21 protein-coding genes are annotated in these 26,500 nt (G+C 67.0%); 8 read left to right on the forward strand and 13 right to left on the reverse strand.

Annotation, left to right across the window (positions count from 1 at the left end; all coding sequences use genetic code 11):
- Positions 1-15: 15 nt before the first annotated feature.
- Entirely contained in the window at positions 16-1,161 is a 1,146-nt protein-coding gene (locus D7T59_RS16100; protein ID WP_180852830.1) for an efflux RND transporter periplasmic adaptor subunit, read from the reverse strand.
- A 129-nt stretch (positions 1,162-1,290) separates the two neighbouring features.
- Between D7T59_RS16100 and D7T59_RS16105 the strand changes: the two genes are divergently transcribed.
- A complete protein-coding gene (locus D7T59_RS16105; protein WP_180852831.1) occupies positions 1,291-2,007 on the forward strand; it encodes a response regulator in 717 nt (238 codons plus the stop codon).
- Positions 2,007-3,083, forward strand: coding sequence for an ATP-binding protein (locus D7T59_RS16110; RefSeq protein ID WP_180852832.1), 1,077 nt, complete (start codon positions 2,007-2,009; stop codon positions 3,081-3,083). Before D7T59_RS16105 ends, D7T59_RS16110 begins: the two co-directional genes overlap by 1 nt.
- On the opposite strand, the gene D7T59_RS16115 is transcribed toward D7T59_RS16110, so the two are convergent.
- The 3 genes from D7T59_RS16115 to D7T59_RS16125 form a co-directional block, all read right to left on the reverse strand.
- Entirely contained in the window at positions 3,061-4,959 is a 1,899-nt protein-coding gene (locus D7T59_RS16115; RefSeq protein WP_180852833.1) for a DUF7844 domain-containing protein, read from the reverse strand. The genes D7T59_RS16110 and D7T59_RS16115 overlap by 23 nt on opposite strands.
- Before the next feature lie 10 nt (positions 4,960-4,969).
- A complete protein-coding gene (locus D7T59_RS16120; RefSeq protein WP_111113400.1) occupies positions 4,970-5,269 on the reverse strand; it encodes a DUF2388 domain-containing protein in 300 nt (99 codons plus the stop codon).
- A 62-nt stretch (positions 5,270-5,331) separates the two neighbouring features.
- On the reverse strand, positions 5,332-6,720 hold the full coding sequence (locus D7T59_RS16125; protein ID WP_180852834.1) for an FAD-binding oxidoreductase: 1,389 nt from the start codon (positions 6,718-6,720) through the stop codon (positions 5,332-5,334).
- 169 nt (positions 6,721-6,889) lie between these two features.
- On the opposite strand from D7T59_RS16125, the gene serA reads away from it, so the two are divergent.
- Positions 6,890-8,131 (forward strand): phosphoglycerate dehydrogenase, encoded by a 1,242-nt coding sequence (gene serA, locus D7T59_RS16130; RefSeq protein ID WP_164137831.1) that lies wholly within the window; start codon positions 6,890-6,892, stop codon positions 8,129-8,131.
- A 94-nt stretch (positions 8,132-8,225) separates the two neighbouring features.
- On the opposite strand, the gene D7T59_RS16135 is transcribed toward serA, so the two are convergent.
- Positions 8,226-8,840 carry an NUDIX hydrolase gene (locus D7T59_RS16135; protein WP_164137832.1) on the reverse strand — a complete coding sequence of 205 codons (615 nt, stop codon included), beginning with the start codon at positions 8,838-8,840 and terminating at the stop codon, positions 8,226-8,228.
- A 133-nt stretch (positions 8,841-8,973) separates the two neighbouring features.
- Between D7T59_RS16135 and D7T59_RS16140 the strand changes: the two genes are divergently transcribed.
- Together D7T59_RS16140 and D7T59_RS16145 are read left to right on the forward strand one after the other, a co-directional pair.
- Entirely contained in the window at positions 8,974-10,449 is a 1,476-nt protein-coding gene (locus D7T59_RS16140; RefSeq protein WP_164137833.1) for an amino acid permease, read from the forward strand.
- A gap of 82 nt (positions 10,450-10,531) precedes the next feature.
- A complete protein-coding gene (locus D7T59_RS16145) occupies positions 10,532-11,959 on the forward strand; it encodes an amino acid permease (protein ID WP_053442936.1) in 1,428 nt (475 codons plus the stop codon).
- Positions 11,960-12,337: 378 nt separating this feature from the next.
- Here the strand turns inward: D7T59_RS16145 and D7T59_RS16150 are convergent, their stop codons facing one another.
- Together D7T59_RS16150 and D7T59_RS16155 are read right to left on the reverse strand one after the other, a co-directional pair.
- Positions 12,338-12,697, reverse strand: a complete 360-nt coding sequence (locus tag D7T59_RS16150; RefSeq protein WP_180852835.1) for a hypothetical protein — start codon at positions 12,695-12,697, stop codon at positions 12,338-12,340.
- A 361-nt stretch (positions 12,698-13,058) separates the two neighbouring features.
- Positions 13,059-13,433 carry a hypothetical protein gene (locus D7T59_RS16155; RefSeq protein ID WP_099551650.1) on the reverse strand — a complete coding sequence of 125 codons (375 nt, stop codon included), beginning with the start codon at positions 13,431-13,433 and terminating at the stop codon, positions 13,059-13,061.
- 252 nt (positions 13,434-13,685) lie between these two features.
- Between D7T59_RS16155 and D7T59_RS16160 the strand changes: the two genes are divergently transcribed.
- From D7T59_RS16160 to mtnC, 3 genes are all read left to right on the forward strand, one after another.
- Positions 13,686-14,327 (forward strand): methylthioribulose 1-phosphate dehydratase, encoded by a 642-nt coding sequence (locus D7T59_RS16160; protein WP_164137917.1) that lies wholly within the window; start codon positions 13,686-13,688, stop codon positions 14,325-14,327.
- A gap of 92 nt (positions 14,328-14,419) precedes the next feature.
- Positions 14,420-14,977 (forward strand): 1,2-dihydroxy-3-keto-5-methylthiopentene dioxygenase, encoded by a 558-nt coding sequence (locus tag D7T59_RS16165; protein ID WP_099485066.1) that lies wholly within the window; start codon positions 14,420-14,422, stop codon positions 14,975-14,977.
- Positions 14,978-14,980: 3 nt separating this feature from the next.
- Positions 14,981-15,676 (forward strand): acireductone synthase, encoded by a 696-nt coding sequence (gene mtnC, locus D7T59_RS16170; RefSeq protein WP_180852836.1) that lies wholly within the window; start codon positions 14,981-14,983, stop codon positions 15,674-15,676.
- A 141-nt stretch (positions 15,677-15,817) separates the two neighbouring features.
- Here mtnC and D7T59_RS16175 read toward each other — a convergent pair whose 3' ends face one another.
- From D7T59_RS16175 to D7T59_RS16200, 6 genes are all read right to left on the reverse strand, one after another.
- Complete coding sequence (locus D7T59_RS16175; RefSeq protein ID WP_180852837.1) at positions 15,818-18,436, reverse strand: glycoside hydrolase family 2 protein; 2,619 nt, start codon at positions 18,434-18,436, stop codon at positions 15,818-15,820.
- Between the two features lie 91 nt (positions 18,437-18,527).
- Positions 18,528-19,754, reverse strand: a complete 1,227-nt coding sequence (locus D7T59_RS16180; RefSeq protein ID WP_164137921.1) for an AGE family epimerase/isomerase — start codon at positions 19,752-19,754, stop codon at positions 18,528-18,530.
- Entirely contained in the window at positions 19,751-20,746 is a 996-nt protein-coding gene (locus D7T59_RS16185; RefSeq protein WP_164137922.1) for a carbohydrate kinase family protein, read from the reverse strand. Before D7T59_RS16185 ends, D7T59_RS16180 begins: the two co-directional genes overlap by 4 nt.
- Positions 20,747-20,753: 7 nt before the next feature.
- Complete coding sequence (gene fucP / locus D7T59_RS16190; RefSeq protein ID WP_099555230.1) at positions 20,754-22,067, reverse strand: L-fucose:H+ symporter permease; 1,314 nt, start codon at positions 22,065-22,067, stop codon at positions 20,754-20,756.
- A gap of 60 nt (positions 22,068-22,127) precedes the next feature.
- The gene (locus D7T59_RS16195; protein ID WP_049434977.1) at positions 22,128-23,177 is read right to left on the reverse strand and encodes a LacI family DNA-binding transcriptional regulator; all 1,050 of its coding nucleotides are present in this window, start codon (positions 23,175-23,177) and stop codon (positions 22,128-22,130) included.
- Positions 23,178-23,273: 96 nt separating this feature from the next.
- Positions 23,274-25,739 (reverse strand): GH92 family glycosyl hydrolase, encoded by a 2,466-nt coding sequence (locus D7T59_RS16200; RefSeq protein ID WP_180852838.1) that lies wholly within the window; start codon positions 25,737-25,739, stop codon positions 23,274-23,276.
- Between the last annotated feature and the right edge of the window lie 761 nt (positions 25,740-26,500).

Consider the following 26,500-nt stretch of genomic DNA (forward strand, 5'->3'; position numbering starts at 1 on the left):
TGGCCCGGGAAAGGCTCAGCCCTTGCTGCCGGCCTGCACCGCACCAGCGCTGGCGACCGGCTTCTGCCAGTCGCGTGCATCGACCACCACGCCTTCCTGCAGGCGCTCCTGGCCCTCGACAACCACCTTTTCTCCCGCCTTCAGGCCAGTGCGCACCAGCCACTGGCGATCGACGCTGCCATCGACCTCCAGCGTGCGGATCACCGCCTTGCCATCGCCCGCGATCACCCAGGCGTAGGCCTGGCCGCCGGCGCTGCGCAGCACCGCCTGCTGCGGCACGGTCAGTGCGCTGGCCGGTGCACCGCGCGGCACCTTCGCACGTACGTACATCCCCGGCAGCAGCTGCCGCTGAGGGTTGTCGACCAGGATGCGCAGGATCACATCGCCGGTGCGGGCATCGACATTGATACCGGAGAACAGCAGCTGGCCGCGTTCGGACAGTGGCTTGCCCGCCGCACCGATGATGGTCACCGGCAGTTCGCCACGGCCGGCGCTGCGCTGCAGCGACTCCAGCTGCGCCGCCGGCTGGCGCACGTCAACGTAGACCTGGTCGATCTGCTGCACCACTGCCATTGGTTCGGCATCGGCAACACCGACCAGTGCGCCCTCGGTCACCAACGCCTGGTCGATACGGCCGGCAATCGGTGCACTGACCGTGGCATAGCGCAGGTCGAGCTGGCGACGGGACAGAATCGCGCGCGCTTCGTTCACCGCTGCGCGCGCCTGTTCGTACTCGGCACTGGCATCGTCGCGGTGCTGTTGGCTGACCGCCTGCGCGGCCGCCAGCGCATGCAGGCGCTGCGACTGCACGCGGCTGCGGCCCAGCGCCGCTTCGCTGCGCTGAAGGGCCGCCAGCGCCGAATCCACGTCGGCACGGAATGCCGCCGGATCGATCTGGAACAGGGCCTGGCCGGCGCTCACTTCAGCGCCCTGGTCAAACAGGCGGCGCTGCACGATGCCGCCCACCTGGGCACGGATCTGCGCGGTGCGCACGGCGGCCACGCGGCCGGGCAGTTCGTCATCGCGCTGTACCACCTGCGGGCCGACGGTGACCACGCTGACCCGCGGTGCGGCTTCGGGCGTGGCTTCGGGGGTGGAGCAGGCCGTCATGGCCAGGGCGAGGGCCGCGATCAACGCGACCGGAGTCCTGAAGGTTCTCATTGCTGTGCACAATGCCGCGCAGGCGGCTGATAGGTTCTGAAGCGTGCAGTCTGCGGGGCGATGATGGGGTTTCGATGGAGGAACTGTGGAGATACGATGGAGGCAAGCACCTTAAGGCCCCGCCCCTGCATGCACGCCTCCCCTGCCCTCGCCGCCCTCGTCCTGATCGTCGAGGATGAGGCCGAGATCGCCGATATTCTTACCGCCTACCTGGAACGCGAGGGACTACGCACCCTGCGCGCCGCCGATGGCCACAGCGCGCTGGACCTGCACCGCAGCGCCCGCCCCGACCTGGTCCTGCTCGACGTGCAGCTGCCGCGACTGGATGGCTGGAGCGTGCTGACCCAGCTGCGCCAGCGCGGCGAAACGCCGGTGATCATGCTGACCGCGCTGGACCAGGACCTGGACAAGCTGACCGCGCTGCGCATGGGCGCCGACGACTACGTGGTCAAGCCATTCAATCCGGCCGAAGTTGCCGCGCGCGTGCGCGCCGTGCTGCGGCGTACGCTGCGCACCTCACGCGTGGACACGCCGACCGCGCTGCGCGCGGGCCCGTTGCTGATCGACTCGGCCACCCACGCCGTGCACGTCGAAGGCGAAGGCTACAGCCATGAAGTACTGCTTACCCTCACCGAGTTCAAGCTGCTGCACTGCATGGCGCTGGCGCCGACCCGCATCTTCAGCCGCAGCGAACTGATGCACGAATGCCTGCCGGAAAGCGAGGCACTGGAGCGCACCGTCGACAGCCATGTCAGCAAGCTTCGCCGCAAGCTGGACGAAGTCGGCATGGTCAACGTGCCCGCCAGCGTGCGCGGCGTCGGCTACCGGCTGATGGCCGACCGCTGATGCCCCCCCTGCGCCGCTCCGGGCTGAGTCGCCACATCATTGTTTCGATGTCGCTGATGGTGATCGGCGTCATCGTGATGATGATCCTGTCGTCGTGGCTGCTGTACGCAGTGCTGGTCGAGTTCTTCCCCGGCAGCACCGAGGAACCCGAAGGCTGGCTGCCGACCGGGCCGGAGCTGGCGTGGATGGTCGGAGTGATCCTGACCGGCCTGGCGCTGGCCATCGCCGCCTCGTTCCGTCTCGCCCATCGCATCCTGTCACCCCTGAATTCACTGGTGGACAGCGTGCGTGCGCTCGCTGGCGGCGACCTCGGGGCACGTGCCAGCGTCGAAGAAAATTCGCCGGGCGAGGTGGCGACCCTGGTCGAGGACTTCAATGCGATGGCGCGCCGCCTGCAGCACATGGAGAGCGAGCGTGCGATGTGGCATGCGGCCATCGCCCATGAACTGCGAACCCCGGTGACGATCCTCCGCGGTCGCCTGCAGGGCCTGGCCGAGGGCGTGTTCCAGCCCGACCAGTCGCAGTTCCGCAGCCTGCTCGCGCAGGTCGAGGGCCTGTCGCGGCTGATCGAGGATCTGCGCGTGCTGAGCCTGTCCGACAATGCGCGGCTGGATGTTCGCCGTGCACGCACCGACGTGGTGGCCGAGGTGCATTCGGTGATGACCCTGGTCGACCCGCAGTTCCGTGCCGCCGGTTTCGTGCTGGAGCTGGAAACCAGCCGTGAGGAACACAACGCGCACTGCGATCCCACGCGCCTGCGCCAGGCATTACTGGCGCTGCTGGAGAACGCGCGCCGCTACGCCAGCCCGGGCAAGGTGAGGATTTCCGTGCACGACACGCCCGGACACGTGCAGGTGGCAATCGAAGACGAGGGCCCGGGCATCGACCCGGAACTGCACACGGATATCTTCACCCCGTTCATGCGTGCCGATGGCTCGCGTTCGCGCCAGGGCGGCGGCAGCGGGCTCGGCCTGGCGGTGGTCAAGGCCATCGCCGATGCACATGGTGGCCGCGTCTACTGCACGCCCGGCAGCGCCGGCGGCAGCCGCTTCGTCATCGAGCTTCCGCGCCAGTAACCGCTGGCGCGGCCTGTTCGCGCAGGTGCGCGCCGAGCCTGGCGAGATTGGCATCGATCGCGTCCATTTCCTCGCGTTGCGGCGCTGGCAGCGTCTGGCGCAGCTGCACGCGCAAAGCCCGCCATGCAGGGATTGCCTGCGCACTTGCGGTGGCCACTGCCCCGGCCAGTACCGCCTGCTCGTCGGCCAACGGCAGTCCATAGCCACCATCCCGCAGCAACGTGCCGGGGCGCAGCCACTGCCCGCTCTGTTCCAGCAGCCCGTGCAGATCGTGGGATTCGCTGCTGCCCGGCGCAGCCAGCAGCTGCCGCTTGAGCACGTCACGCGCGCGCAGTTCGGCGCGGCGTTGCGCGGCCTGCTCCAGCAACAGCAGCGCGGCGCTGGCGCGCAGGTCGCCCTGCAGCAACCAGGGCGCACGCTGATGCGCGGGCAGCTTCAGCCAGCCGCGCACGTCGCGCACCGGCAGGTCCAGCTGCGAAGCCGCCACATCGAACAACTGCTGGTAGTGGTCGCGTGCCGAGGCGAAGTAGTAGCCCTGCGCCTGCGCGGCGCTGCGATCCGCCATCACCTGCTGGTCAAGCACCTGCAACTGCGCCAGGCGGCGCTTCAACCCGCGCGGACTCAGCTGGGCCAGACCGGCCCGCCCAAGGCGCGGCACGCCCGCCTGAAGCAGCTTGGCGGTTTCCACCGCGCAGTTGTTGCTGACGAAGTAATAGCGCCCATCATAGCTCCAGTGCACCTGCGCGGTGCGCTCGAGCAGGCTGGCGATCTCGTCGCGTCGCAGCTGCAACGGCAGCGATTGCAGGCCGCGCAGTTCGACCTTGGTGTATTCGTCCACCACCTGCTGCAGCGGCAACACGAACAGCCGCGAAGGATACCCCCCGGTCAGTCCGCGCCAGTTGGAAATCTGCACGTCGCCGACGAAGGCGCGGAACGACAGCACGCGATGGTACTCCAGGTCCAGGCGGCAGTCCGGCCCCGCTGCGCGGCCGGGCCGGCAGATCACCAGCCGCAGCATGCTGTGCCCCCAGCGGCTCATCGGTTGTGCGCTGCCTTCGGCGAACAGGTAGTCCACTGCGTAGACACGCGATGGGTCAAGCTGAAGCAGCGACGCTGCGCCCTCTTCCGCATCGGCCTGCAGCAAGGGCAGCGTCGCCTCACACTGCGGCCGTGGCAGTGATGGCGGCGTTCCGAAATGGGCCTGGAACCACTGCGCCAGCGCCGGGCGCCTGCAGGCGAATTCGGCATCGAGCAGGTAATGCTCGGCGTTCACCGCCAGGTATTCGGCGGGACTCTTCAGCTCATAACCATCCGGGCTGCGGTCACGGAAGTCGTTGTCGCCGCGCCCCATATGCCAGGGCTTGCGCTGCCACCCCGCCAGATCGCGCCAACGGGGGCTGCGCGACCATGCCGCGCCGCTTCGATCCGCCACATGGGTCAGTTCGTGCACCAGCGCGCTGCGCCTTGCCCGGCGTGCACCCGGCAGGCCGTCTTCAAGCAGGTCTCGACGCAGGGCAATGCCGCCAGCGAAGGCGCGGCCGTGCACGTCAGCCGGCAGGTCGTCACTCCAGCGCACCTGCACCTGAGCCGGCAATGCGCGCAGCAGGCCCTCCGGCAGCAGTGACTGCACGTCGGCCAGGGTCTGGCTGGCGAGCTGCTGCTGTGCCGGATCGAGACCGGAGGGATCGAGCTCCAGACGATCAGCTGCGTGCGCGACGTGGGCGATCAGCAGTAGAGCCACGCCATGCGTGGCTGCATTCCACCGCCTGAACCACGGTAGAGCCGAGCCATGCTCGGCTGCCGTTGCGATCCGCGTACGCTGGGCGTTCGGCCGAGCATGGCTCGGCTCCACAGAAAGCGATGACGCGGAGGTCATGCCGCCCGGATCAACGCGCCAGCAGCGCGCGTGCCAGTTCCAGGTCGCTCTGCTGCTGTGCGGCGGTGCTCTGCTCGCGCAGGTGGACCAGTGCGGCCTGCAGGCGCGCACCACGGATCTGGCCGTCGCTGGCAACGAATGCAGCGGCATCATCACGTGCAGCCTGCACCACCTTGTCGTCGCCCGAACTGCTGGCCGAAGATCCCGACGATGCACCGGTGGCGGAACCGGCCGAGGTGCCGGCGAAGCTGGAAGCGAAGCCGGCCAGCGGCAGGGACAGCAGGGCGAGCAGCAGAAGCGGACGGGTCATCGGTGCGAAGCCGGTTGTGAAGGTGCGTGGAGCGTAACGGGTACGTGAAGGATTTTCCCGGCTCAGAGGTCGAAGAGCTTGCCGGGATTCAGCCGCGCTTGGGGATCGAACGCGCGTTTGACCGCCTTCATCAGGGCGATCTCGGCCGGGCCTCGGGTGCTGTCCAGGTAACCCTTCTTGACCAGGCCGATGCCGTGTTCGGCCGAGATGCTACCGTCGAAGCGCGCCAGCACCTGTGCCAGAAGCTTGGTCACGTGTTCGCACTGCGCCACGAAATCGGCGTCGCCGGTGTCATCGGGCTTGAGCACGTTGATGTGCAGGTTGCCGTCGCCGATATGGCCGAACCAGACCACGTCGAAGTGCGGATAGGCCTGCCCGATCAGCGCCTGGGTCTCGGCCAGGAATGCCGGCATCGCCGAGATCCGCACCGAGACGTCGTTCTTGTAGGGTTTGTAGCGCGCCAGCGATTCGGTGATGCCTTCGCGCAGGCGCCACAGCTGGGCCGCCTGGGCGTCGCTGGCACTGATCACGCCATCGCTGACCCAGCCGTTGCCCATGCAGTCCTCGAAGGCGGCCATCGCCGCCGCCTCCTGCGCCTCGTCATTGGCCGCGAATTCGGTCACCACGTAGTACGGGTGCACCTCATCGAACGGCGCCTGCGCGCCGTGCGCCAGCACATGCTGCAGCGCCCGGTCGGTGAAGAACTCGAAGGCCTGCAGCTGCAGGCGCGCGCGGAACGCAGCGAATACCTGCATCAGAACCTCGAAGCTGGGCAGCGCCAGCAGCATCACGTTGCTGGCCGGCGGCGGGTCGGTCAGCTTCACCGTCGCCTCGACGATCACGCCCAAGGTGCCTTCCGAACCGATCAGCAGCTGGCGGAAATCGTAGCCACTGGAGTTCTTGATCAGCCCCTTGTTGAGCTCGAGCAGTTCGCCACTGGCAGTGACCACCTTCAGCCCGGCGATCCACTCGCGGGTGTTGCCGTAGCGGATCACGCGGATGCCCCCTGCATTGGTGGCGATGTTGCCGCCGATCGTGCAGGAACCACGCGCGGCGAAATCCACCGGGTAGATCAGGCCGTGGTCCAGCGCGGCATTGTGGACGGCTTCCAGCGGCATGCCGGCCTGCACCACCAGCGTGCGATCGACCGCGTCGTAGGCCAGTGCCTTGTTCATCCGCTCCAGGCTGAGCACCAGCTCGCCGTTGGCCGCCACTGCGCCACCGGACAGGCCGGTGCGGCCGCCGGACGGCACCACGGCCACGCCCTCGCCTGCGCTCCAGCGCATCACCGCCTGCACTTCCTCGACCGTGGCCGGCAGTGCGATCGCCAGCGGCGCCGGCATCCAGCGCCGGGTCCAGTCGCGCCCGTAGTGCTCCAGGTCGGCCGGGTCGGTCTTCAGCTTCAGGCCGGGACAGGCCAGCTGCAGCGAGGCGATGCGGGAATCGGTCATGACGGTCCAGCGCGGGGCGTGAAGAACGGGCAAGCGTGCCAGCGGCACGCGCCAGCGTCCAGCCCCGCAGCCGTGCAGATAGCTACGGATGCAACCAATTGCGCACTGCACCATGGGCGGCACGATCTGGCATAGTGGTTGGCCCCTGTCCCACTGGCCGTGTTGCCCCATGTCGCCGAAGAAGACCTCGTTCCCGAAGCAGGATATCCGCGTGCTGTTGCTGGAGGGGGTCAGCCAGACCGCCGTGGAGGTGTTCAGCGCCGCCGGCTACAGCCAGATCGAAGCGCACACCAAGGCTCTGCCCGAGGACGAACTGAAGGCGCGCATCGCCGAGGCGCACATCGTCGGCATCCGCTCACGCACCCAGCTCAGCGCCGAGGTGCTGGCCGAGGCCAAGCGCCTGATCGCGGTGGGCTGCTTCTGCATCGGCACCAACCAGGTCGACCTGGATGCGGCCGAACTGGCCGGCATTCCGGTGTTCAACGCGCCCTATTCCAACACCCGCAGCGTGGCCGAGCTGGTGATCGCCGAGGCCATCATGCTGACCCGCGGCATTCCGCAGAAGAACGCCGAGTGCCATCGCGGCGGCTGGTCGAAGTCGGCCAGCGGCAGCCATGAAGTGCGCGGCAAGACCCTGGGTATCATCGGCTACGGCCACATCGGCACCCAGGTCGGCGTGCTGGCCGAATCGCTGGGCATGCAGGTGATCTTCCACGACGTGGAAACCAAGCTGGCGCTGGGCAATGCCCGTGCCGCAGCCAGCCTGGACGACCTGCTGGCGCGCGCCGACATCGTCACCCTGCACGTGCCGGAAACCCCGTCCACGCAGTGGATGATCGGCAGCACCGAGCTGGCGAAGATGCGCAAGGGCGCGCACCTGATCAATGCCGCGCGCGGCACCGTGGTCGACATCGATGCACTGGACGCGGCCCTGGCCAGCGGCCACGTCGGTGGCGCCGCGCTGGACGTGTTCCCGGTCGAGCCGAAGGGCAATGGCGATGTCTTCGAATCGCCGCTGACCCGCCACGACAACGTGATCCTGACCCCGCACGTGGGCGGCAGCACGCTGGAAGCACAGGACAACATCGGCATTGAAGTAGCGGCCAAGCTGGTGCGCTACAGTGACAACGGCAGCACCCTGTCGGCGGTCAACTTCCCGGAAGTGACCCTGCCCGAGCACGCCGACAGCCTGCGCCTGCTGCACATCCACCAGAACGTGCCGGGCGTGCTGTCCAAGGTCAACGAGATCTTCTCGCGCCACAACGTCAACATCGACGGCCAGTTCCTGCGTACCGACCCGAAGGTGGGTTACGTGGTGATCGACATCACCGCCAGCGAGGAACAGGCCGCCGCCGTGCGTGACGAACTGGCCGCGATTCCGGGCACGCTGCGGACGCGCATTCTGTACTGACGCGGATCCCGCCATGCACTTGTAGAGCCGAGCCCATGCTCGGCTGCGGTTCCGGCCCGCATTGAGCCGAGCATGGGCTCGGCTCTACAGGTTGCTAGCGTGCCAGCCACCTGCGTGCCATGCGCTGCATGGATTCGTCCGATTCCGGATCGGCGGCGACCTCGGTCACCGGCCGCCAGGCCAGTTCCAGCGATTCCTCGCTGAGCACGAAGGCCTCGCCACCCAGCGCGCGGATCACGAAACGTACGTCGTAGTGCCAGTGTCCCGGCACGTCCTTGCGTTCCGGAATCCAATGCTTGTCCAGATCGAAGATGGCCGGGTCTTCCAGCACCAGGCCGCTCAGGCCCGACTCCTCCTCGGCCTCCTTCAGCGCGACCTGGGCCAAATCGCGGTCGCCGTCGGCATGGCCGCCCAGCTGCAGCCACCGCTGCAGCTTGCGGTGGTGGGTCAGCAGCAGGCGCTGGCCATCGGCACTGACCAGCCAGCAGCTGGCGGTGAAGTGCCCGGCCAGCCGTTCGCGCCGGAACGGATCTTCCGGATCGTCCAGCAATGTGCCGAATTCGGCAGCCAGTGCGTCGTGGGCGGGCTCGCGGCGAGCATAGTCCAGCAGCAGGCCACGCAGGCGATCATCAAGCGCGGCAAGGGTTTCGGCGGTCTGGCTCATGAATGGGCGGCGTTTGGAAAAATACTGCTCATTATCGCCGTTCATTGTTGCGATTGCGCTTGTGCGTTGGCTTCAGCTTTGGCTAAGGTACAGCGGGCCGTTCGCGCGGCCTTCACCATTCCAGGGTTGCCGGCAACGTATCGGCGGCCCACCCAATCCGATCACTAGGAAGTACTGCATGCTGAAAGCTCTGTTGAGGGTCAAGCCGGTTGAACCGGCCGGGCACGTCGATGCCGGCGAACCCATCGAAGGCAGCCTGGACGGCGAAGCCACGTTGAAACGGACCCTCACGGCTAAACACCTCATCCTGCTTGGCGTGGGTGCGGTGATCGGCGCAGGCATCTTCGTGCTGACCGGCCAGGCCGCAGCCAACCACGCTGGCCCGGCAGTGATGCTGTCGTTCGTCATCGCTGGTTTCGCCTGCGCCCTGGCGGGCCTGTGCTACGCCGAATTCGCGGCGATGATGCCGGTCTCCGGCAGTGCCTACTCCTACTCGTACGCCACCCTCGGCGAAGGCATGGCCTGGTTCATCGGCTGGTGCCTGGTGCTGGAGTACCTGTTCGCCTCGGCCTCGGTCGCGGTGGGCTGGTCGGCGTACCTGATCAGCTTCATCACCACCACGCTGCACATGCCGTTCCCGGATGCATTGAGCGCGGCCCCGATTGCCTGGACCGGCAGCGAGTTCATCGCCTCGGGCAAGCTGTTCAACCTGCCGGCGGTGCTGATCGTGGCGGCGGTGTCCGGCCTGCTGTACGTGGGCGTGACCCAGTCGGCCTTCGTCAACGCGATCATCGTGGCGATCAAGGTCACCGTCATCTGCCTGTTCATCGGCATCGGCGCGGCCCACATCGACCCGGCCAACTGGCAGCCGTTCATCCCGGAAAACACCGGCGTGCCGGGTGAGTTCGGCTGGAGCGGCGTGTTCCGCGCGGCCACCATCGTGTTCTTCGCCTACATCGGCTTCGACGCGGTCTCCACCGCCGCCGGCGAAACCAAGGACCCGCAGCGCAACATGCCGATCGGCCTGCTTGGCTCGCTGGCCGTGTGCACCATCGTCTACATCATCGTCTGCGCGGTGCTGACCGGCATGATGCCGTACCACCTCCTGGGCACCGACAAGCCGGTGGCCACCGCGCTGGAACCCTACCCGACCCTGGCCTGGCTGAAGACCCTGGTCGAGATCGGCGCCATCGCCGGCCTGTCCTCGGTGGTGCTGGTGATGATGATGGGCCAGACCCGCATCGCCTACACCATCTCCCGCGACGGCCTGCTGCCGAAGTTCTTCGGCAAGGTCCACGCCCGCTTCCGCACCCCGTACGTCGCCACGATCGTTGTCGGCGTGATCGCCGCCGCACTGGCCGGCCTGGTGCCGCTGAACGTGCTGGGCGAACTGGTCTCGATGGGCACCCTGCTGGCCTTCGCCACCGTCTGCGTCGGCGTGCTGGTGCTGCGCTATACCAAGCCGGAGATCCACCGCCCGTTCCGCGTGCCGGCGGTGTGGATCATCTGCCCGCTCGGTGCAGCCACCTGCCTGTTCCTGTTCTGGCAGGCGTTCGTGGTGCACTGGCACCTGTTCGTGGGCTGGACGCTGCTTGGCCTGCTGATCTACCTGGGCTACGGCATCCGCAACAGCAAGCTGGCCAAGTCGCCCTGATCCGCCTACGGGCCGGCCTCGTGCCGGCCCGTCCGTTTTCCCCGCGCGCCGCCCGTGGCGCGCTTCGACAAGACCACCACACATGTTCAAGCAACTGTGGGCCACCAAGCACCCGCATGCCGCCCATGAAGACGCCAACGGCCTGAGCCTGCGCCGCCACCTCGGCCCCTGGGGGCTGACCGCCCTCGGCATCGGCGCGGTGATCGGCGGCGGCATCTTCGTCATCACCGGCCAGGCCGCCGCCAACCACGCCGGCCCGGCGATCATGCTGTCGTTCGTGCTGGCCGCCATCTGCTGCGCCTTCTGCGCACTGGCCTACGCCGAATTCGCCTCGATGGTGCCGGTCTCCGGCAGCGCCTATACCTACACCTACGCCACCTTCGGCGAGCTCTCGGCCTGGTTCATCGGCTGGATGCTGGTACTCGAATACGGCGTCTCCGCGTCGGCGGTGGCGGTCAGCTGGACCGGCTACTTCCTCAGCCTGCTCAGCCAGTTCGACATCCACCTGCCAGCCGCGCTGGTCAGTGCACCACTGGACGCACAGCTGCGCCCGACCGGCGCGATCGCCAACCTGCCTGCTGCGGCCCTGGTGCTGCTGCTGACCTGGCTGTGCTACGTCGGCATCAGCAAGTCCTCGGCGATGAACATGGCCATGGTCGTGCTCAAGACCGGCCTGATCGTTCTGGTCATCGTGGTCGGCTGGAAATACGTGGATACCAGCAACTGGACGCCCTTCATCCCGGCCAACGAAGGTCCCGGCAAATACGGCATGGAAGGCGTGCTGCGCGGTGCGGCGATGGTGTTCTTCGCCTACATCGGCTTCGAGGCGGTGTCGGTGGCAGCTCAGGAGTCGAAGAATCCGCAGCGCGACATGCCCTTCGGCATGATGTTGTCGCTGGTGATCTGCACCGTGCTGTACATCGCGATGGCCGCGGTGATGACCGGCCTGGTGCCGTACCAGCTGCTGGGCACCGACGAGCCGGTGGTGACCGCGGTGGCCGCGCATCCGCAGCTGGGCTGGCTGCGCTGGGTGGTCGAGGTCGGCGCGCTGGTCGGCCTGTCCTCGGTGGTGCTGGTGATGATCATCGGCCAGCCGCGCATCTTCATGATCATGGGCCGCGACGGCCTGCTGCCGCCGGTGTTCACCAAGATCCACCCGAAGTACCGCACCCCGCACATCAACACGGTGATCACCGGCATCGGCATCGCCCTGCTGGCGGCGCTGTTCCCGCTGGACATCCTCGGTGAGCTGACCTCGATGGGCACGCTGATCGCGTTCGCCGCCGTGTGCGCCGGCGTGCTGATCCTGCGCCGCACCCAGCCGGACCTGCCACGCCCGTTCCGCATGCCCATGGCCTGGCTGATCTGCAGCCTGGGCGTGCTGAGCTGCCTGGCGCTGCTGTCGGCGATGACGATGCACAACTGGATGCTGATGGGCGTGTGGACCTTCGTCGGCTTCGTGATCTATTTCTGCTACGGCTTCAGGCACAGCCGCCTGCGGGGTAAGTGAGGGGATTGCAGGGCCTCCGGCCCTGCACCCGCCTTTGAAGCCGGAGCAACGGCAACAGCTGGGTTGAGGGTTTGGCGGGGCGGGTTGGTTCGCGGGGGACGCCATGAACCCGTCCCAGGGGGCTTGGCCGCGGCTTGCTCGCGTGCGCTGTCCTGCGCACACGGCAAGACCGGGGTTGGGCCTCCTGCCCAACCCGCCCGAGGCATGCCTCGGGCCCATGCCGCGGACACCCCCGCAAACCCAACCCGCCCCACCTTCCACAGTCTCCTGGCGCGTCCAGTAGATCCACGTTGGTGGGTGTCGACCTTGGTCGACACGGTAGATCCACGCCATGCGTGGATGCTGGTCATTGCCAGCGACCAAGGTGCCCGACGATGATCATCTGCGGCCAAACCAGATGGTTTTCTGTATCCAGCCTGCGCCACCCATGCAGCCCATGAAGTGCTCGTGATTCTCCTTGGCGTTGACGTCCACGGTGTAGCGCTCGGTCTTTGGCATCAGCATCTTCTTGTATTTGCCATCCACGTCGCATGTCTCGCCTTCCTTGCAGACCGTCAGCACCTCGATCTCCTCGGTGCGCTCGACAACGTCCATCTTCTCCGGCCACTTCTCGTTGGCCTCTGCCCTGCAGCGCCACCGCGACTCATCCAGCGGATCAGCATGATCACTGAAGCGGGCCCATTCGGTCGCACAACCGCTGGTCAACAGCGCAATCCCCGCAGCAACGGCCATTCGCATGCGCGTCTCCATCTTTCTTTCCCTGCCCTATCGCGGCGTCAATGTGCCACTTCCGGTTTCGGTTTCGGTTGCCAGAGCCAGCGATCCTGTTACGACCCGCCCCAGCACCACATGCATCCAGTGTGCGCGCCATGACGGCTGCTCTGGTGCATGTCCAGGACGTAGCTCCTGACTTCCGGCCGCTGGACGCGACTGCAATTTCCATCCACGCCGCACTTGTTCCTGTCCTCCTCCCTGCACGTCTCCAGCTTCTACACCTGCACGGTTCGCAGGGCCACTTCATTCTTCACTGGCCACTGTTGCCTCGACGCCGTTGAGCAGTAACCGGTCGAGCAGCCGTAGGCGGCTGCGCCCGCCTCGGCTAGCGGCGATTGAACCAGATGAGCTGCTGCTGCCAGCCGGCACCGGCCATGCAGGCATTGAACTCGCTGCTGCGGTCGGACGCGTTGACGTCCACGATGTAACTCTCCTCTTTCGGCATGGGTACCATGTTGTACTTGCCGTCAATGGCGCAGACTTCATCAAGCCTGCAGGGCACCTTGCGGTCCTCGTAGACGGTGCGCGTGGCCACTTCATTCCTGACCGGCCAGTGATCGTCTGCCCGTGCCCTGCAACTCGCGTGGGCGGGGCCGAATGACCGCGCGCCCGCATCCATCTTCACCCATTCCATCGTGCAGCCACTGCTGGCCAGCATGATGCCGATCACCCCCATCATTCCCATCGCGCGCGTGATCATCGAAGTACTCCTTTCCCTGGCGCTCGCCGGAACTCCTGCGGCACTTCGATGGTGTTTCGCAGCACGAGGGCTGTCCACGACCGGAACCGATTCCAGCGCAAGCGCAGCTTCCCCCATTCAGCTCGCGCTATGCCTGACTCGATCCAAAGCCCCTCCACTGGCTGTGGGCACAACCGCGCCGCGTGTTCGGTGCAACAGCCCAGCGCCACGCCACAGGCCCAGCCATGGGTCGGATCACGTAAAATGGCGGCCATGGACACCCCCACCTTCCCGTACGACACCGCGCGCCTGAGCGAACTGGCCCAGCTGCTGATCGACAACGTCCGCGAACTGGCCCACGCCGGCTGGACCCCGGCCACCAGCAGCAACTTCTCCCACCGCCTGGACGACCGCCACGCCGCGATCACCGTCTCGGGCAAGGACAAGGGCCGCCTGATCGAGGACGACATCATGGTGGTGGACTTCGACGGCAAGGCCGTCGGCCGCCCGCTGCGCCCCTCCGCCGAAACCCTGCTGCACACCCAGCTGTACCGCCGCTTCCCGGAGATCGGCTGCGTGCTGCACACCCATTCGCCGGTGCAGACCATCGCCTCGCGCCTGTACGCGCCGCAGGGCCATGTGCACCTGGAAGGCTACGAGCTGCTGAAGGCCTTCGCCGGCAACAGCACCCATGAGATGGCCGTGGATGTGCCCGTGTTCGCCAACACCCAGGACATGAACGTGCTTTCGAAGCAGGTCGATGACCTGCTCGACCGGCAGAACCTGTGGGGTTACCTGATCGACGGCCACGGCCTGTACGCTTGGGGCCGTGACATGGCCGAGGCACGCCGCCACCTGGAAGCATTCGAATTCCTGTTCCACTGCGAGCTGGAACTGCGCAAGCTGCGCGGCTGAACCCGGGCGCAGGTGCAGATGCCGATCCGGAATCTGCACCTCGTGTCCACCCTGCTACCCTGTCTTCCCCCCGAGACGTTCAAGCTGCCGCCATGAGCCGACTGCGCATCTACGACGACACCCGCCCCGAATCGCCGCTGCTGGACACCCAGGACGGCGCGGTCATTGCTGCCGAACTGCAGAAGATCGGCGTCACCTTCGAACGCTGGCAGGCCACTGCACCGGTCGCACCCGGCGCCAGCCAGGAGGAAGTGTTCGCCGCCTACCGCGCCGACATCGATCGCCTGGTCGCCGAGAACGGCTTCAAGAGCGTGGATGTGGCCTCGATCGCCCCGGACAACCCGAACCGGGCCGAGCTGCGCAAGAAGTTCCTCGACGAACATTTCCACAAGGAAGACGAAGTGCGTTTCTTCGTCGCAGGCTCCGGCCTGTTCACCCTGCACGTGGAAGACAAGGTCTACGAGATCGAGTGCGTGAAGGACGACCTGATCGCCGTACCCGATGGCACCACCCACTGGTTCGACATGGGCGATGAGCCGAGCTTCGTGGCGATCCGCTTCTTCACCGAGCCGGATGGCTGGGTCGGTCACTTCACCGGCACCGACATCGCGCAGAAGTTCCCCCGTTACGTACCCACCCAGGCGTCCTGATCCATGCAGCCCCGCGTCATCCTGACCGATATCGAAGGCACCACCAGCAGCATCTCGTTCGTCAAGAACGTGCTGTTTCCCTATGCCCGCAAGGCCTTGCCCGCGTTCGTCGCCGAACACGGGAAGCAGCCGGAGGTGCGTCGCTGGCTGGATGCAGTGGCCACCGAGATCGGCGGCGCCTGCCAGGACAGCCTGGTGGCCGAGACGCTGCAGGGCTGGATCGACCAGGACCGCAAGCACACCGCGCTGAAGGCACTGCAGGGCCTGATCTGGGACGAAGGCTACCGCCGGGGCGATTACACCGCCCACTTCTACCCGGAGGTGGCGCCGATGCTGAAGGGCTGGCATGCCTCGGGCCTGCCGCTGTACGTGTACTCCTCCGGCTCGGTGCCCGCGCAGAAGCTGTTCTTCGGCTTCAGCGACGCCGGTGACCTCAGCCCACTGGTATCGGGCTGGTTCGACACCGAAGTCGGCGGCAAGCGCGAGGCCGACAGCTACCGCCGCATCGTGCAGGCCATTGGCGTGCCGGCCGGCGAGATCCTGTTCCTGTCAGATGTGGTGGAAGAACTGGATGCTGCCCGCGAAGCCGGCCTGCAGACCCGCCTGATTGATCGCCTGGATGACTACCCGCTGCCGCGCACCGGCCAGGCCGCCAACGGCCACGAGCGGGTCGAGAACTTCCAGCAGATCCAACTGTAAAGCGCCACCCCGCTGCGCTCGCCGGGCATGGCCCGGCGCTACCGGGCGAAGGCTCTGGTATATGCCAACCTTGGTTGGCGTTCGCTGCGTACGTCAGAAGCGTGCCAACCAAGGTTGGCAACTACCAGAGCGGTGCCGCCCTCAACGGTCGTTGAGGGTTTTTACTTTCAGGGCTTCGCGCAGCGTCACCAGGTCCACCGGGCCGCGTACGGCGATATCGCGGGCTTCGCCCGGCAGCAGGTCCAGCAGGTTGTCTTCAACCCGCACATCCAGCGCGCCGAAGTCGATCCACGTCGCGCGCACATACGCCGCGCTTTCCAAGCGCAGACGGTAGTGGTCGCCTTCGATGGACAGCGTGGCCTTCAGCGTCTGCCGCGGCAATATCTGCTCCTTCGCCTCGACGAAACCAACCACCTGGCGCGCACTGACCTTGCCATCCTGCAGCAGCTCGAACACCGCCACGGTGCGCTTCGGGTCGGCACCAGCCAGCAGCTCGGCATCGCGGAAATCACCGATCGAGGTGACACCGGCAGCGGCCAGCGTCACCGCTTCCTCGCGACGACGCAGCACCTTGCCGTCCAGATCCATCACCCGCAGCCGCCAACGTGCCTCCTGCGCGGCGCCATCATTGATCAGGCGCACCCGCGTGCTGCCCTCGTCGCGCAGCGCAGCAACCGTCACCGGCGCGAAGAAACGCCGCGCGGCAAAGTGCAGCGCCTTCCAGCGACCGAAGTAGTCCACGCTGGACCATGAAGCGCCCGGCCACACATCGTTGAGCTGCCAGTACAGCGAGCCCATCGTGTATGGCCGCGAGGCGCGGTGATGCAGCGCCGCCAGGGCGATGCCATCGGCCTGCATCACCTGGCTCAGGTAGACGAAGTCCTCGAAGTCCTTCGGCGAGCCGTAGCCCAGTTCGATGTAATGCAGCAGGCGGCTGTTGCCCTCGCCGGCCATGAATTTCTGGTGTGCACGGATCACCGGGCTGTCGATGCGCTGCTCGGCACGGGTGGCGATCTGGTCCACCGTCGCCACCGACGGCCACGCCTGCAGGCCGTACTCGGACATGAAGCGCGGCGTCTCGCGCAGGTAGGCCTGCACCGGCAGCGCCGGATTGCCCCAGACCTGCCAGTAGTGCTTGTCACCGCGGGTCGAGTCGTTCGCCTTTTCATCCAGATCGTTGCTGGGCGAACTGGACCAGTACGGCACGCCCAGCCCCTCCTCGCCCACCACCTGGCGCAGGTCGTGGCCGAACAGGTCGACGTAGCCCTGCCAGACCTTCGCCGCAAATGCCGGGCCAGCTGCCTTCAGGTCGCGGCCGTGGCCCCAGTCCTTCCAGGCGGTTTCTTCCTCGTTGTTGCCACACCACAGCACGATGCTGGGGTGATGGCGCAGGCGCCGCACGTTGTCGCGCGCCTCGGCGACCACGCTTGCGCGGAAGGCCGGATCGTAGCCCGGCTGCATGCCGCCGCCGAACATGAAGTCCTGCCAGACCAGCAGGCCCAGCTCATCGGCGATGTCGAAGAACGCATCGTCCTCGTAGTAGCCGCCGCCCCAGTTGCGCAGCATGTTCATGTTGGCGTCGCGCGCGGCCACCAGCACCTGACGCAGGCGCGCGGCATCGACGCGCGCGGGGAAGGCATCGAACGGAATGACGTTGGCGCCCTTGGCGAAGATCTCCACGCCGTTGATGACGAAGGCAAAGCCCTGCCCGCCCTTGTCGTCATTTTCGCGGCGCAGTTCGACCGTGCGCAGGCCGATGCGCTGCTCGCGGACCAGCTCCGGCCTGCCACCGTCGCCCAGGCGGGCCTGTACCGTGTAGCGGTCCTGCGCGCCATGACCCACCGGCCACCAGCGCCGGGGATCGGCCAGTTCAACCGGAACCTCGATGCTGTTCTGGCCGGGCTTCAGCAGCACCGTGCGCTGCACCTGTGCCACGCTGCGGCCCTGCGGATCGCGCACATCCGCATTGACCACCGCAGAACCGGCTGCACTCCCCTGCTCCACCTGCAGCAGCACCGCCAGCTTCGCCTGTTCCGCGCTCAATGCATCGGTGCGCACGGCCAGATCGGTCAATCGATGCGTATCCCAGGTCTGCAGGTCGACACCGCGCCAGACGCCGGCGGTGACATAGCGCGGGCCCCAGTCCCAACCGAAGTGGTAGGCCGGCTTGCGCGCGAAGTTGCCCACCATCGCGTCTTTGGGCTCATCCCCATAAGGCGAAGGATAGTTGCCGGCGATCCTGTGTGGCATTGCCTGCACACCCGGCAGCAGCGTGCGGATCGGTGAGCGGAACACGATCTGCAGTTCATTGCCGCTCGCGCGCAGGCGCCCTTCCACGCGCGCGCGCCAGCTGCGGTGCGCGTTATCCGCGCGCAGCAGCGGCTTGCCATTGAGGCTGACCTCGGCGTAGGTATCCAGCCCGTCAAAGCGCAGTTCCGCATTCGGCTTGGCCAGCGTCGCCGCATCCACGTCAAAGCGGGCGCGGTACTCCCAGGCAGCCAGGCCGATCCATTGCAGCTCGGCCTCAGGCGCACCGACGTACGGATCGCGGATCAGCCCATGCGCCAGTAGGTCGGTGTGCACGCTGCCCGGCACCTTCGCCGCCCGCCATTGCTGCAGGCCCGGGTGGGCTGCACCCTCGGCGTCGCCGGGAAGCATGCGGAATTCCCACTGCGCCTGCAGCGGAGCTGCGGCCACCGGGAAGGAGATGGCTGCAATCAGCAGCAGGAGCAGACGGACAACGAGGGAAATGCGATGCACGTGGCGCTCCTGTTTTTCCGCCGGGCGTGACCCGGCGCTACCGATTTCGGATTGCCAGGCATGGCCTGGCACTACCGCCTTCGAACGATCTTCAACGCACGACGTTCAACACTTCGTAGCACGCGCCCATGGTGTGGTAATCCACCTTGCCGGCCGGGCTCTTCTCGTCGCTGTACTTGCGGTTGTCGGCATCGAGGATGCGGAACCAGGCGCCGTACTGGTGGTCGACGAAGTGCTCCCACGAATACGCCCAGATGCGCTCGTACCACTGCCAGTAGCGGTCATCGCCGGTGCGCTTGGCCATCAGCGCGGCGGTCGCCAGCGTCTCGGCCTGCACCCAGAAGTACTTGTCGTCGTCGCAGACGAAGCTGTCGCCACCGATCGGTGCGCCGTCCATGCCCGGCTGCCGGCGCGATTCCGGTGCGAAGCCGTAGTACAGGCCACCCCGGGCGTCATCCCAGCTGCGCGCCACGGCCACGTCAAACAGGTGCTGCGCGGTCGGCACCAGCCAATCGGCCTGCACGTGGCGGTCCAGGATCAGCAGCAGCTTGGCCCACTCGGTCTGGTGGCCGGGCTGGAAGCCCCACGGGCGGAACAGGTGCTTGGGGTCGTCCAGGTTGTAGTCCCAGTCGATTTCCCAGTTGGAATCGTAATGTTCCCAGACCAGGCCACCGGCCTTGGCGGCCTGGCGGCGGGTCATGTTGTCGGCCAGCTGCAGCGCGCGCTCGACATAACGCTGCTCGCCACTGGCCTCGAACGCCGCCAGCATCGCCTCGCACATGTGCATGTTGGCATTCTGGCCGCGGTAGCCGGTGAAGTTCCACTGACCGTCAGCCTCGTCCTTGTACAGGCCGTGCTGCGGCTCCCAGAAGCGCGCTTCCAGCAGCTGCCAGGTCTCGTCCATCCAGGCACGGGCCTGCTCGATGCCGGCCTTCAATGCGCAGCTGTAGGCCAGCAGCACGAAGGCCACGCCGTAGCAGTGGTTCATGTCGTCCTCGACCTTGCCGTCGCGCAGGGTCCAGGCATAGCCGCCGGTAACCGGATTGCGATGCACTTCGCGCAGGTAACGTACGCCGTGCTCGACGGCGTCGCGGTATTCGGCGTTGCCGAATTCGCGGTAGGCCATCGCGTAGTTGAAGACGAAGCGCGTACTGCTCACCAGATGGCGGTGGCTGGCATCGTAGATGCTGCCGTCATCCCGGAAGTAGTGGAAGAAGCCACCGTTCGGATCGATGCAGCGTGGGTGGTAGAACGCCATCGTGTCGGCGATATGCGCACGCAGGAACGCGGGCGAACGGAAATCGGGCGAGGTGCTCATGCGGTAATGTCCTGGGCCTGCAGCAGCTGCTGCACTTCATCGAGCGAGGGCATCGCGGCGAACGCGCCCTTGCGGGTAACAGCCAGCGCGCCGACCGCGGCACCGAAGCGCAGCGTGGCGGTGATCGCCTCCGGGTCCTGGCAGAACGCGGCAAAGCCTGCGCCGGCCCCTCCACGCTCCAGCAGGCCGACCAGCACGCCACCGACGAAGGCATCGCCGGCGGCCGTGGTATCGACGGTGGCCACGCGGAAGCTGGTGACCGTGCCGTGGTTGTCGCGCGTGTACCAGTGCAGCGTGGCCGCACCATCGGTAACGATTACCCAGCGCGCCTGCGCGGCCAGCAGGCGCTTGAGCACCACCGCCTCGCCGTCGGCACCCAGCGGTGCCGCCAGGTAGTCCAGCTCCTCGCGCGACAGCTTGACCAGGTCGGCGCGCTCCAACGCCTGCCACAGGCGCGGCGTCGGATCTTCGTTGGCCGGCCACAGAGCCGGGCGCAGGTTGAGGTCCAGGCTGACCACCGCACCGGCGGCACGGGCGCGCTCCATGCCGGCGAAGGTCGCCTCGGCGATGGACGGCTCGGTCAGGCTGTTGGAGCAGACGTGGAAGCACTGCGCGCTGTCGAAGCACACGGCCTGGAAGTCGCTGTCACGGAACAGCAGATCGGCGGCCGGCGGGCGGTAGAAACTGAAGCTGCGCTCGCCGCCAGCATCCAGCGCGACGAAGGCCAGTGCGGTCTTGGCCGCATCGGTACGCACGATGTAATCCGTGCCAACGCCGTGTTCGACCAGGCTATCGGCCAGGAAATCACCGAACATGTCGCGGCCCAGCATGCCGACGAACTGGGTCTTCGCACCCAGCCGTGCGGCGGCTACCGCGACGTTGGCCGGCGCGCCGCCGGCGTACTGCAGGAACGCCCGCGGCGTGTCGGCAGAGGCCGGCGGCTGCGCTAGTAGATCGATCAAAATTTCGCCGAAGCAAACGATGGAACCCATTCCGGACTCAGCCTCCCTGCGTTGCGGAGGCCGGCGTACGCGCGCCGACCAGTCCGTAGAAAATGATGTAGCCGTAGCACAGCAGCGGCAGGATGAAGCTGGCCTGCACACCGATGTGGTCGGCCAGCACGCCCTGCAGGTACGGCACCACGGCACCGCCGACGATGGCCATGATCAGCAGGCTGGAGCCCTTGTTGGTCAGCGGGCCCAGGCGCTCGATGCTCAGCGCGAAGATGGTCGGGAACATGATCGAGTTGAACAGGCCGATCGCCACCACCGAGTACAACGCGATGCTGCCGGAGGTCAGCATGGTCGTGGCCAGCAGGGCCACGTTGACCAGCGCGAAGATCGCCAGCAGGCGGCTGGGCGAGAAGCGCGCCAGCAGCGCCGAGCCGGCGAAGCGGCCGATCATCGCCATCGTCCAGTAGGCCGACACGTAGTGCGTGGCTTCCTGCTCGCTGAAGCCGCCGATGCTCGGCATCGACAGGTAGTTGACCAGGAAGCTGCCGATCGACACTTCGGCGCCGACGTAGAAGAAGATGCCCAGCACGCCCAGCAACAGGTGGCGCTTGCGCAGCGCGTCCAGATAGCTGTGATGATGGCCCTGGTCGGCCTGCTCGGTGGCGTCGCTCAGCGCCGGCAGTCGGAACAGGAACACGAACAGTGCCAGCAGTACCAGCGCCACCGCCAGGCCCACGTAGGGGCCCTGCACGGCCTGCGCCTCGGCGGCGCGGTAGGCCAGCTGTTCGGCGGCCGGCAGCGCGCTCAGTTCATCGGCGCTCTTGACCGTGTTGGACAGGATCAGCATGCCGCCGAAGATCGGCGCAATGGCCGTGCCCAGCGAGTTCAGCGCCTGCGCCAGGGTCAGGCGGCTGGAGCTGGTCTGCTCCGGGCCCAGCAGCGCGACGTAGGGATTCGCAGCGACCTGCAGCACGGTGATGCCGGTGGCCAGCACGAACAGTGCGCCGAGGAAGGCGCCATACACGCGCAACTCGGCCGCCGGCCAGAATCCCAGTGCGCCGATGCCGGCGATCACCAGGCCGGCCACGATGCCCTTCTTGTAGCCCAGCGCCGCCACCAGGCGACCGGCCGGCAGCGACATCAGGAAATAGGTGCCGAAGAAGGTGAACTGCACCAGCATGGCCTTGGCGTAGTTCAGCTCGAACACTGCTTTCAGGTGCGGGATCAGGATGTCATTGAGGCAGGTCAGGAAGCCCCACATGAAGAAGATCGTGGTAACCACGGCCAGCGCCTTGCCGTTGGTGACGGCGGGTGCGTTGCCCGAAGAACCCGATGGACGGGGCGTTGCGGAGATCGGCATGCGGTACGCGCCTCGATGCGCGGAAGGTCGTTGTTGCGTGGAAGGGGTGTATGGAAGGAATCAGTTCGGTCGAGCGGCACTGCTTTCGCGGATGCGCAGCTGCACCGGCGCGACCGTGCGCCGTGGCGGCGCATCCGGTTCGTCCAGCCGTTGCAGCAGCAGCGCGGCCGCCTGCCGGCCCCGCTCGCGCGGATCGGCAGTGAGCGTGGTCAACGGCGGCACCGCCACCGACGCCTCGGAAATATCATCGAAACCGGTAACGGCGAAGTCGCCACCCGGACGGATGCCACGCGAGTTCAAGCCCAGCATCAGGCCCAGCGCGACGGTGTCGTTGTAGCAGACCGCCGCACTCGGCCGATGGCCATCGGCAAACAGCTCATCGGTGCGCGCCGCGGCTTCCAGGCGGTTCGGTGCCGACTCGATCATCCAGCCCGGCGGCAGCGACAGGCCGGCCTCGGCCAGCGCCTGCTGGAAACCGGCGCGGCGCTGGTGGCACGAACTCGATGCAGCATGGCCGCCGAAAAAGGCGATCTGGCGATGGCCGCGCTCGATCAGGTGGCGCGTGGCCAGATAGGCGCCGTGCTGGTTGTCCAGGGTCAGGAAGTCCCAGTCGGCCCCTTCCAGTTCGCGGTTGAACAGCAGCACATTGGCATTGGCGCCCAATGCCTGGCGCAACTGCGCGGTGTCGCTGCCTTCGGCCGGAGACAGGATCAGCCCGGCCGGGGTGTGCTCCATCAGCGTGGACAGCACTGCCTGCTGGCGCTCCGGCGATTCGCCCGTGCTGCCGAGCAGGGTCACGTAACCACGCCCGCCCAACGCCTCGTCCACGCCGGACGCGAATTCGGCGAAGAACGGGTTGGACAGATCGTTGATCACCAGCGCGATGCTCGACGAGGTGCGACGGCGCAGGTTGGCGGCCGCCCGGTTGTAGACATAGCGCTGCCGGCGCAGCTCGGCCTCGACCTTGGCGCGGGTATCGACGTTGACCAGCGGGCTGCCGCGCAGCACCAGCGACACGGTTGCCCGTGACACGCCGATGGCACGCGCGATGTCGGTCACCGTCACCGCCTTGCCGGCGCGCTTGCTGGAACTGCTGCCGTTGTCGTTCATCGTCTTCCCGGACTCCGCTGGAGGCTCAAGCCTAATGGATCAGGGCCGTGTCGTGCCGTGCCGTTCGCTGGGTCACCGCGAACGGCACAGTCCGGCTCAGCGCAGCTGGCTGCCCGGTGCCGCGCACCAGGACACCGGCAGGTCCTTCACCGCCGTACCCCAACCCTGCTCCGGCGCCTTCGCGTCGAGCGCGAACTGCAGACGCGGGCCCTGCTGCAGGCGGTTCCAGTCCAGCCACACCGGCGCATGCGCCTGGCCATCGACCTTCACACCCTGCACGTACTGCAGGCGGCGGCCATCGGCACCCGGCGCGTCGATCCGCAGCGTGCGGCCATTGCCCATGTCCACTTCCACCTTGCTGAAACGCGGGGTATGCAGCAGGAACTGGCCGCTGCCCGGCACCGCCGGATACACACCGATGGCACTGAACAGGTACCAGGCCGACATCGTGCCGAGGTCATCGTTGCCGGTCACGCCATTGGGGGCGTTGGTGAACAACTGCTGCGCGGCACGCACCACGGCGGCGGTCTTCCACGGCTGGCCGATCAGCGTGTACAGCCACGGCGAGTGCAGGTCCGGCTCGTTGTTCGGGTTGTAGCGGAACTGGTTGTAGTAGCTGTACGGCCCGACCACCCACTCCTTGCGGGCGGCATTGAGCGGATCGGCCTGCAGCGCGTCCATCGCGAAGAACGCATCGAGGCGGCGACCGGCCTGTTCGCGGCCATCCATCGCTTCGACCAGGCCCGGTACGTCCTGCTGCGCCAGCCACTGGTACTGCCACGCCGTGCCTTCATGGAAACCATGGTGCGAACGCGGGCTGTAGTGGCCATCGGCCGGCGTGTACCACTGGCCGTCCTCGGTACGCGGGCGCGGGAAACCGGTGAAGCCGGTCTCGGCGTCGCGCACCTGCGGGTCCCACACCTTGCGCCAGTTGCGGCCGCGCTCACGCAGCGTCGCCGCGTCCTGCGCGTGGCCCAGGCCATCGGCCATCTGCGAAAGCGCACAGTCGGCCAGCGCATACTCCAGCGTCGCGGAGCCACCGTGGTGCGGATCGACGTCCATGCCCTTGGACGGGAATGCGCGGTCGTAGACCACGTAGCCCTTGTCCAGGTAGGTCGGGTTGCCGGAACGGCCGGCCATGCGCGAGTTCAGCGGCGGTGTACCGAACGCGTTGCGGCGCAGCGCATCCCACGCCTGCGATTCACGGCCCTTGAGCGCACCGAAACGCCACAGGTCGACCATGAACGGCGTGACCGGATCGCCGGTCATGATGTTGGTCTCGAAGTTGGCATAGCCCCAGCGCGGCAGCCAGCCACCCTGCTCGTCGATCGCCAGCAGGGTACGACCGATGTCACGCGCGACGTCCGGGCGGGTCAGTGCCAGCCACTGGTTCTGCGCGCGGTAGGTATCCCACAGCGAGAAATACTCGTAGTACGTCCAGCCATCGGCACGATGGATGCCATCGTCATAGCCACGGTAGCGACCATCGGCATCATTGCCGGTCATCGGCTGCAGCAGCGCGTGGTAGACCGCGCTGTAGAACACGGTGCGGTCGTCGGCGTTGCCACCCTGCACGCGCACCCGGCCCAGCTGCTCGCGCCAGGACTGCTGGGACAGCGCGCGCATGCGGTCGAAACCGAGCAGCGCCCCACCCTGCATGCCCTCGGCGCGCAGGTTGGTGCGCGCGCCTTCGGCATCCACGTGCGAGATCGCGCTGACCGCCGTCACCGACTGGCCCTTGGCCAGGTCGAAGCTGAGCCAGGCGCCATTGGGCTTCTGCTCGCCTTCCATGCTGTGGCGCGCGCCCGGCAGGCCACCGCCCTCGCCCCAGGTACCGTGCGCCTTGAACGGACGGTCGAACTCGATGCGGAACCAGGTGGTGTACTGGTGGCCGCCACAGAAGCTCTTGGTCACCAGCTTGCCTTCGACCACGCGGTCGCCGACCACATCAACCACGCTGCCGATCACCGAATGGCGCTCGTTGGCCTGTCCGACATTGACCAGCACATGGCCATCGCCGCTGCGCTGGCTGAAGGTGTAGCGCTCGGCCGCGGCACGGGTGCGCGCGGTCGCCTCGGCATCGATGCCGCCGTAGCTGGTCAGCCGTACCTTGTAGTAGCCGGCCTGGCCGATCTCGCCGTCATGGGTGTAGTTCGAGGCATAGGCCTTGTGATCGAACTGCTTGGCGTTGCCGGTATCGAAATCGCCGCCGGGACCGATCGATCCCGTGACCGGCAGCACCGACACCTGGCCGCCCTGCTCCCAGCAACCGGCGCCGGAGATGAACGAATGGCCGAAGCCGCGGATCTTATCGTCGTCGTAGCGCCAGCCCGAATAGTGGCTGCCGATCGGGCTGACCTGGATCAGGCCGAACGGCGCCGACGCGCCCGGGAAGGTATTGCCGTCGTCCTTGCTGCCGATGAAGGTGTTGACCTCGCGCTCCAGCGCCGTCGGTGCCGCCTGCAGCAGCATCGGCACGGCCGAAAGCGCAAGCAGGCAGGCCAGGCGCGCCAACGGGCGCGAGGTCGATGGGACGGCGGGAGCGGACGGCACTGGACGCATGTCGGGTTCCTGGAGTCGATGACGCGGAGGCAGACGGCCAGGGCCGTCCGGCACCTTTCCGCTGAGCCCCGCCGTGACCGGCAGAGAGCTACCCCTGGAATGACGCCCGACCCGTGTGACCGTGAATTTAGATCGATTCAAGTAGAGCATGCAGGTTCAGCCGAATGCATTCTGCGGCGCAGCATGAGAGGGGATGTTCGGCAGGGCTGCGCCCTGCACCCGCTCCGAGCCGGAGCAACAGCAACGGCAGAAGCCGGTTTCCTGTGGGGAGTCGGGGTGGGTCCGGTTGCGGCGGACGCCGTAAACCCGTCCATGGGGGCTTGGCCGCGGCATCCATGCCGCGGACACCCCCGCAACCGKACCCACCCCGCCTTCGACAGATTCCCGCGATCTGTAGATCCACGCCATGCGTGGATGAATCTCTGTCAGATAACGAAATCAATCGGGGTCAGATCCGTTTTCCAAAGKAAAACGKATCTGACCCCATGACCTCACGTGATTCCAGGACCCATCCAACCGTCACCGGGAAACTGTCAAAGGTGGGGCGGTGTGGGCTGGCAGGACCGTTGGCGCCATGGATGGCGCCATCGAGCCCCCATGGACGGGTTTACGGCGTGTCCTGCCAGCCCACACCGCCCCGCCAAACCAGCAGAAAACCAGAGCCGCTTTGGCTTTGGCTCTTGCCGGCCAGCGGCCGGCACTACAGCAGGTGCAGGGCGCAGCCCWGCCGGGGGGGGGGGGGGGGGGGGGGGGGGGGGGGG

The organism is Stenotrophomonas maltophilia (genome assembly GCF_013464915.1).
GTDB classification, from domain to species: Bacteria; Pseudomonadota; Gammaproteobacteria; order Xanthomonadales; family Xanthomonadaceae; genus Stenotrophomonas; species Stenotrophomonas maltophilia_AT.

What these genes read in the sequence shown, in the direction of transcription:
- mtnC (WP_180852836.1), top strand. Translation starts at nt 14,981, where the DNA reads ATGCAGCCCCGCGTCATCCTGACCGATATCGAAGGCACCACCAGCAGC.
- D7T59_RS16150 (WP_180852835.1), bottom strand. Translation starts at nt 12,697, where the DNA reads ATGCGAATGGCCGTTGCTGCGGGGATTGCGCTGTTGACCAGCGGTTGT.
- D7T59_RS16155 (WP_099551650.1), bottom strand. Translation starts at nt 13,433, where the DNA reads ATGATCACGCGCGCGATGGGAATGATGGGGGTGATCGGCATCATGCTG.
- serA (WP_164137831.1), top strand. Translation starts at nt 6,890, where the DNA reads ATGTCGCCGAAGAAGACCTCGTTCCCGAAGCAGGATATCCGCGTGCTG.
- D7T59_RS16145 (WP_053442936.1), top strand. Translation starts at nt 10,532, where the DNA reads ATGTTCAAGCAACTGTGGGCCACCAAGCACCCGCATGCCGCCCATGAA.
- D7T59_RS16120 (WP_111113400.1), bottom strand. Translation starts at nt 5,269, where the DNA reads ATGACCCGTCCGCTTCTGCTGCTCGCCCTGCTGTCCCTGCCGCTGGCC.
- D7T59_RS16135 (WP_164137832.1), bottom strand. Translation starts at nt 8,840, where the DNA reads ATGAACGGCGATAATGAGCAGTATTTTTCCAAACGCCGCCCATTCATG.
- D7T59_RS16115 (WP_180852833.1), bottom strand. Translation starts at nt 4,959, where the DNA reads ATGACCTCCGCGTCATCGCTTTCTGTGGAGCCGAGCCATGCTCGGCCG.
- fucP (WP_099555230.1), bottom strand. Translation starts at nt 22,067, where the DNA reads ATGCCGATCTCCGCAACGCCCCGTCCATCGGGTTCTTCGGGCAACGCA.
- D7T59_RS16125 (WP_180852834.1), bottom strand. Translation starts at nt 6,720, where the DNA reads ATGACCGATTCCCGCATCGCCTCGCTGCAGCTGGCCTGTCCCGGCCTG.
- D7T59_RS16185 (WP_164137922.1), bottom strand. Translation starts at nt 20,746, where the DNA reads ATGGGTTCCATCGTTTGCTTCGGCGAAATTTTGATCGATCTACTAGCG.
- D7T59_RS16195 (WP_049434977.1), bottom strand. Translation starts at nt 23,177, where the DNA reads ATGAACGACAACGGCAGCAGTTCCAGCAAGCGCGCCGGCAAGGCGGTG.
- D7T59_RS16140 (WP_164137833.1), top strand. Translation starts at nt 8,974, where the DNA reads ATGCTGAAAGCTCTGTTGAGGGTCAAGCCGGTTGAACCGGCCGGGCAC.
- D7T59_RS16165 (WP_099485066.1), top strand. Translation starts at nt 14,420, where the DNA reads ATGAGCCGACTGCGCATCTACGACGACACCCGCCCCGAATCGCCGCTG.
- D7T59_RS16200 (WP_180852838.1), bottom strand. Translation starts at nt 25,739, where the DNA reads ATGCGTCCAGTGCCGTCCGCTCCCGCCGTCCCATCGACCTCGCGCCCG.
- D7T59_RS16100 (WP_180852830.1), bottom strand. Translation starts at nt 1,161, where the DNA reads ATGAGAACCTTCAGGACTCCGGTCGCGTTGATCGCGGCCCTCGCCCTG.
- D7T59_RS16105 (WP_180852831.1), top strand. Translation starts at nt 1,291, where the DNA reads ATGCACGCCTCCCCTGCCCTCGCCGCCCTCGTCCTGATCGTCGAGGAT.
- D7T59_RS16160 (WP_164137917.1), top strand. Translation starts at nt 13,686, where the DNA reads ATGGACACCCCCACCTTCCCGTACGACACCGCGCGCCTGAGCGAACTG.
- D7T59_RS16110 (WP_180852832.1), top strand. Translation starts at nt 2,007, where the DNA reads ATGCCCCCCCTGCGCCGCTCCGGGCTGAGTCGCCACATCATTGTTTCG.
- D7T59_RS16180 (WP_164137921.1), bottom strand. Translation starts at nt 19,754, where the DNA reads ATGAGCACCTCGCCCGATTTCCGTTCGCCCGCGTTCCTGCGTGCGCAT.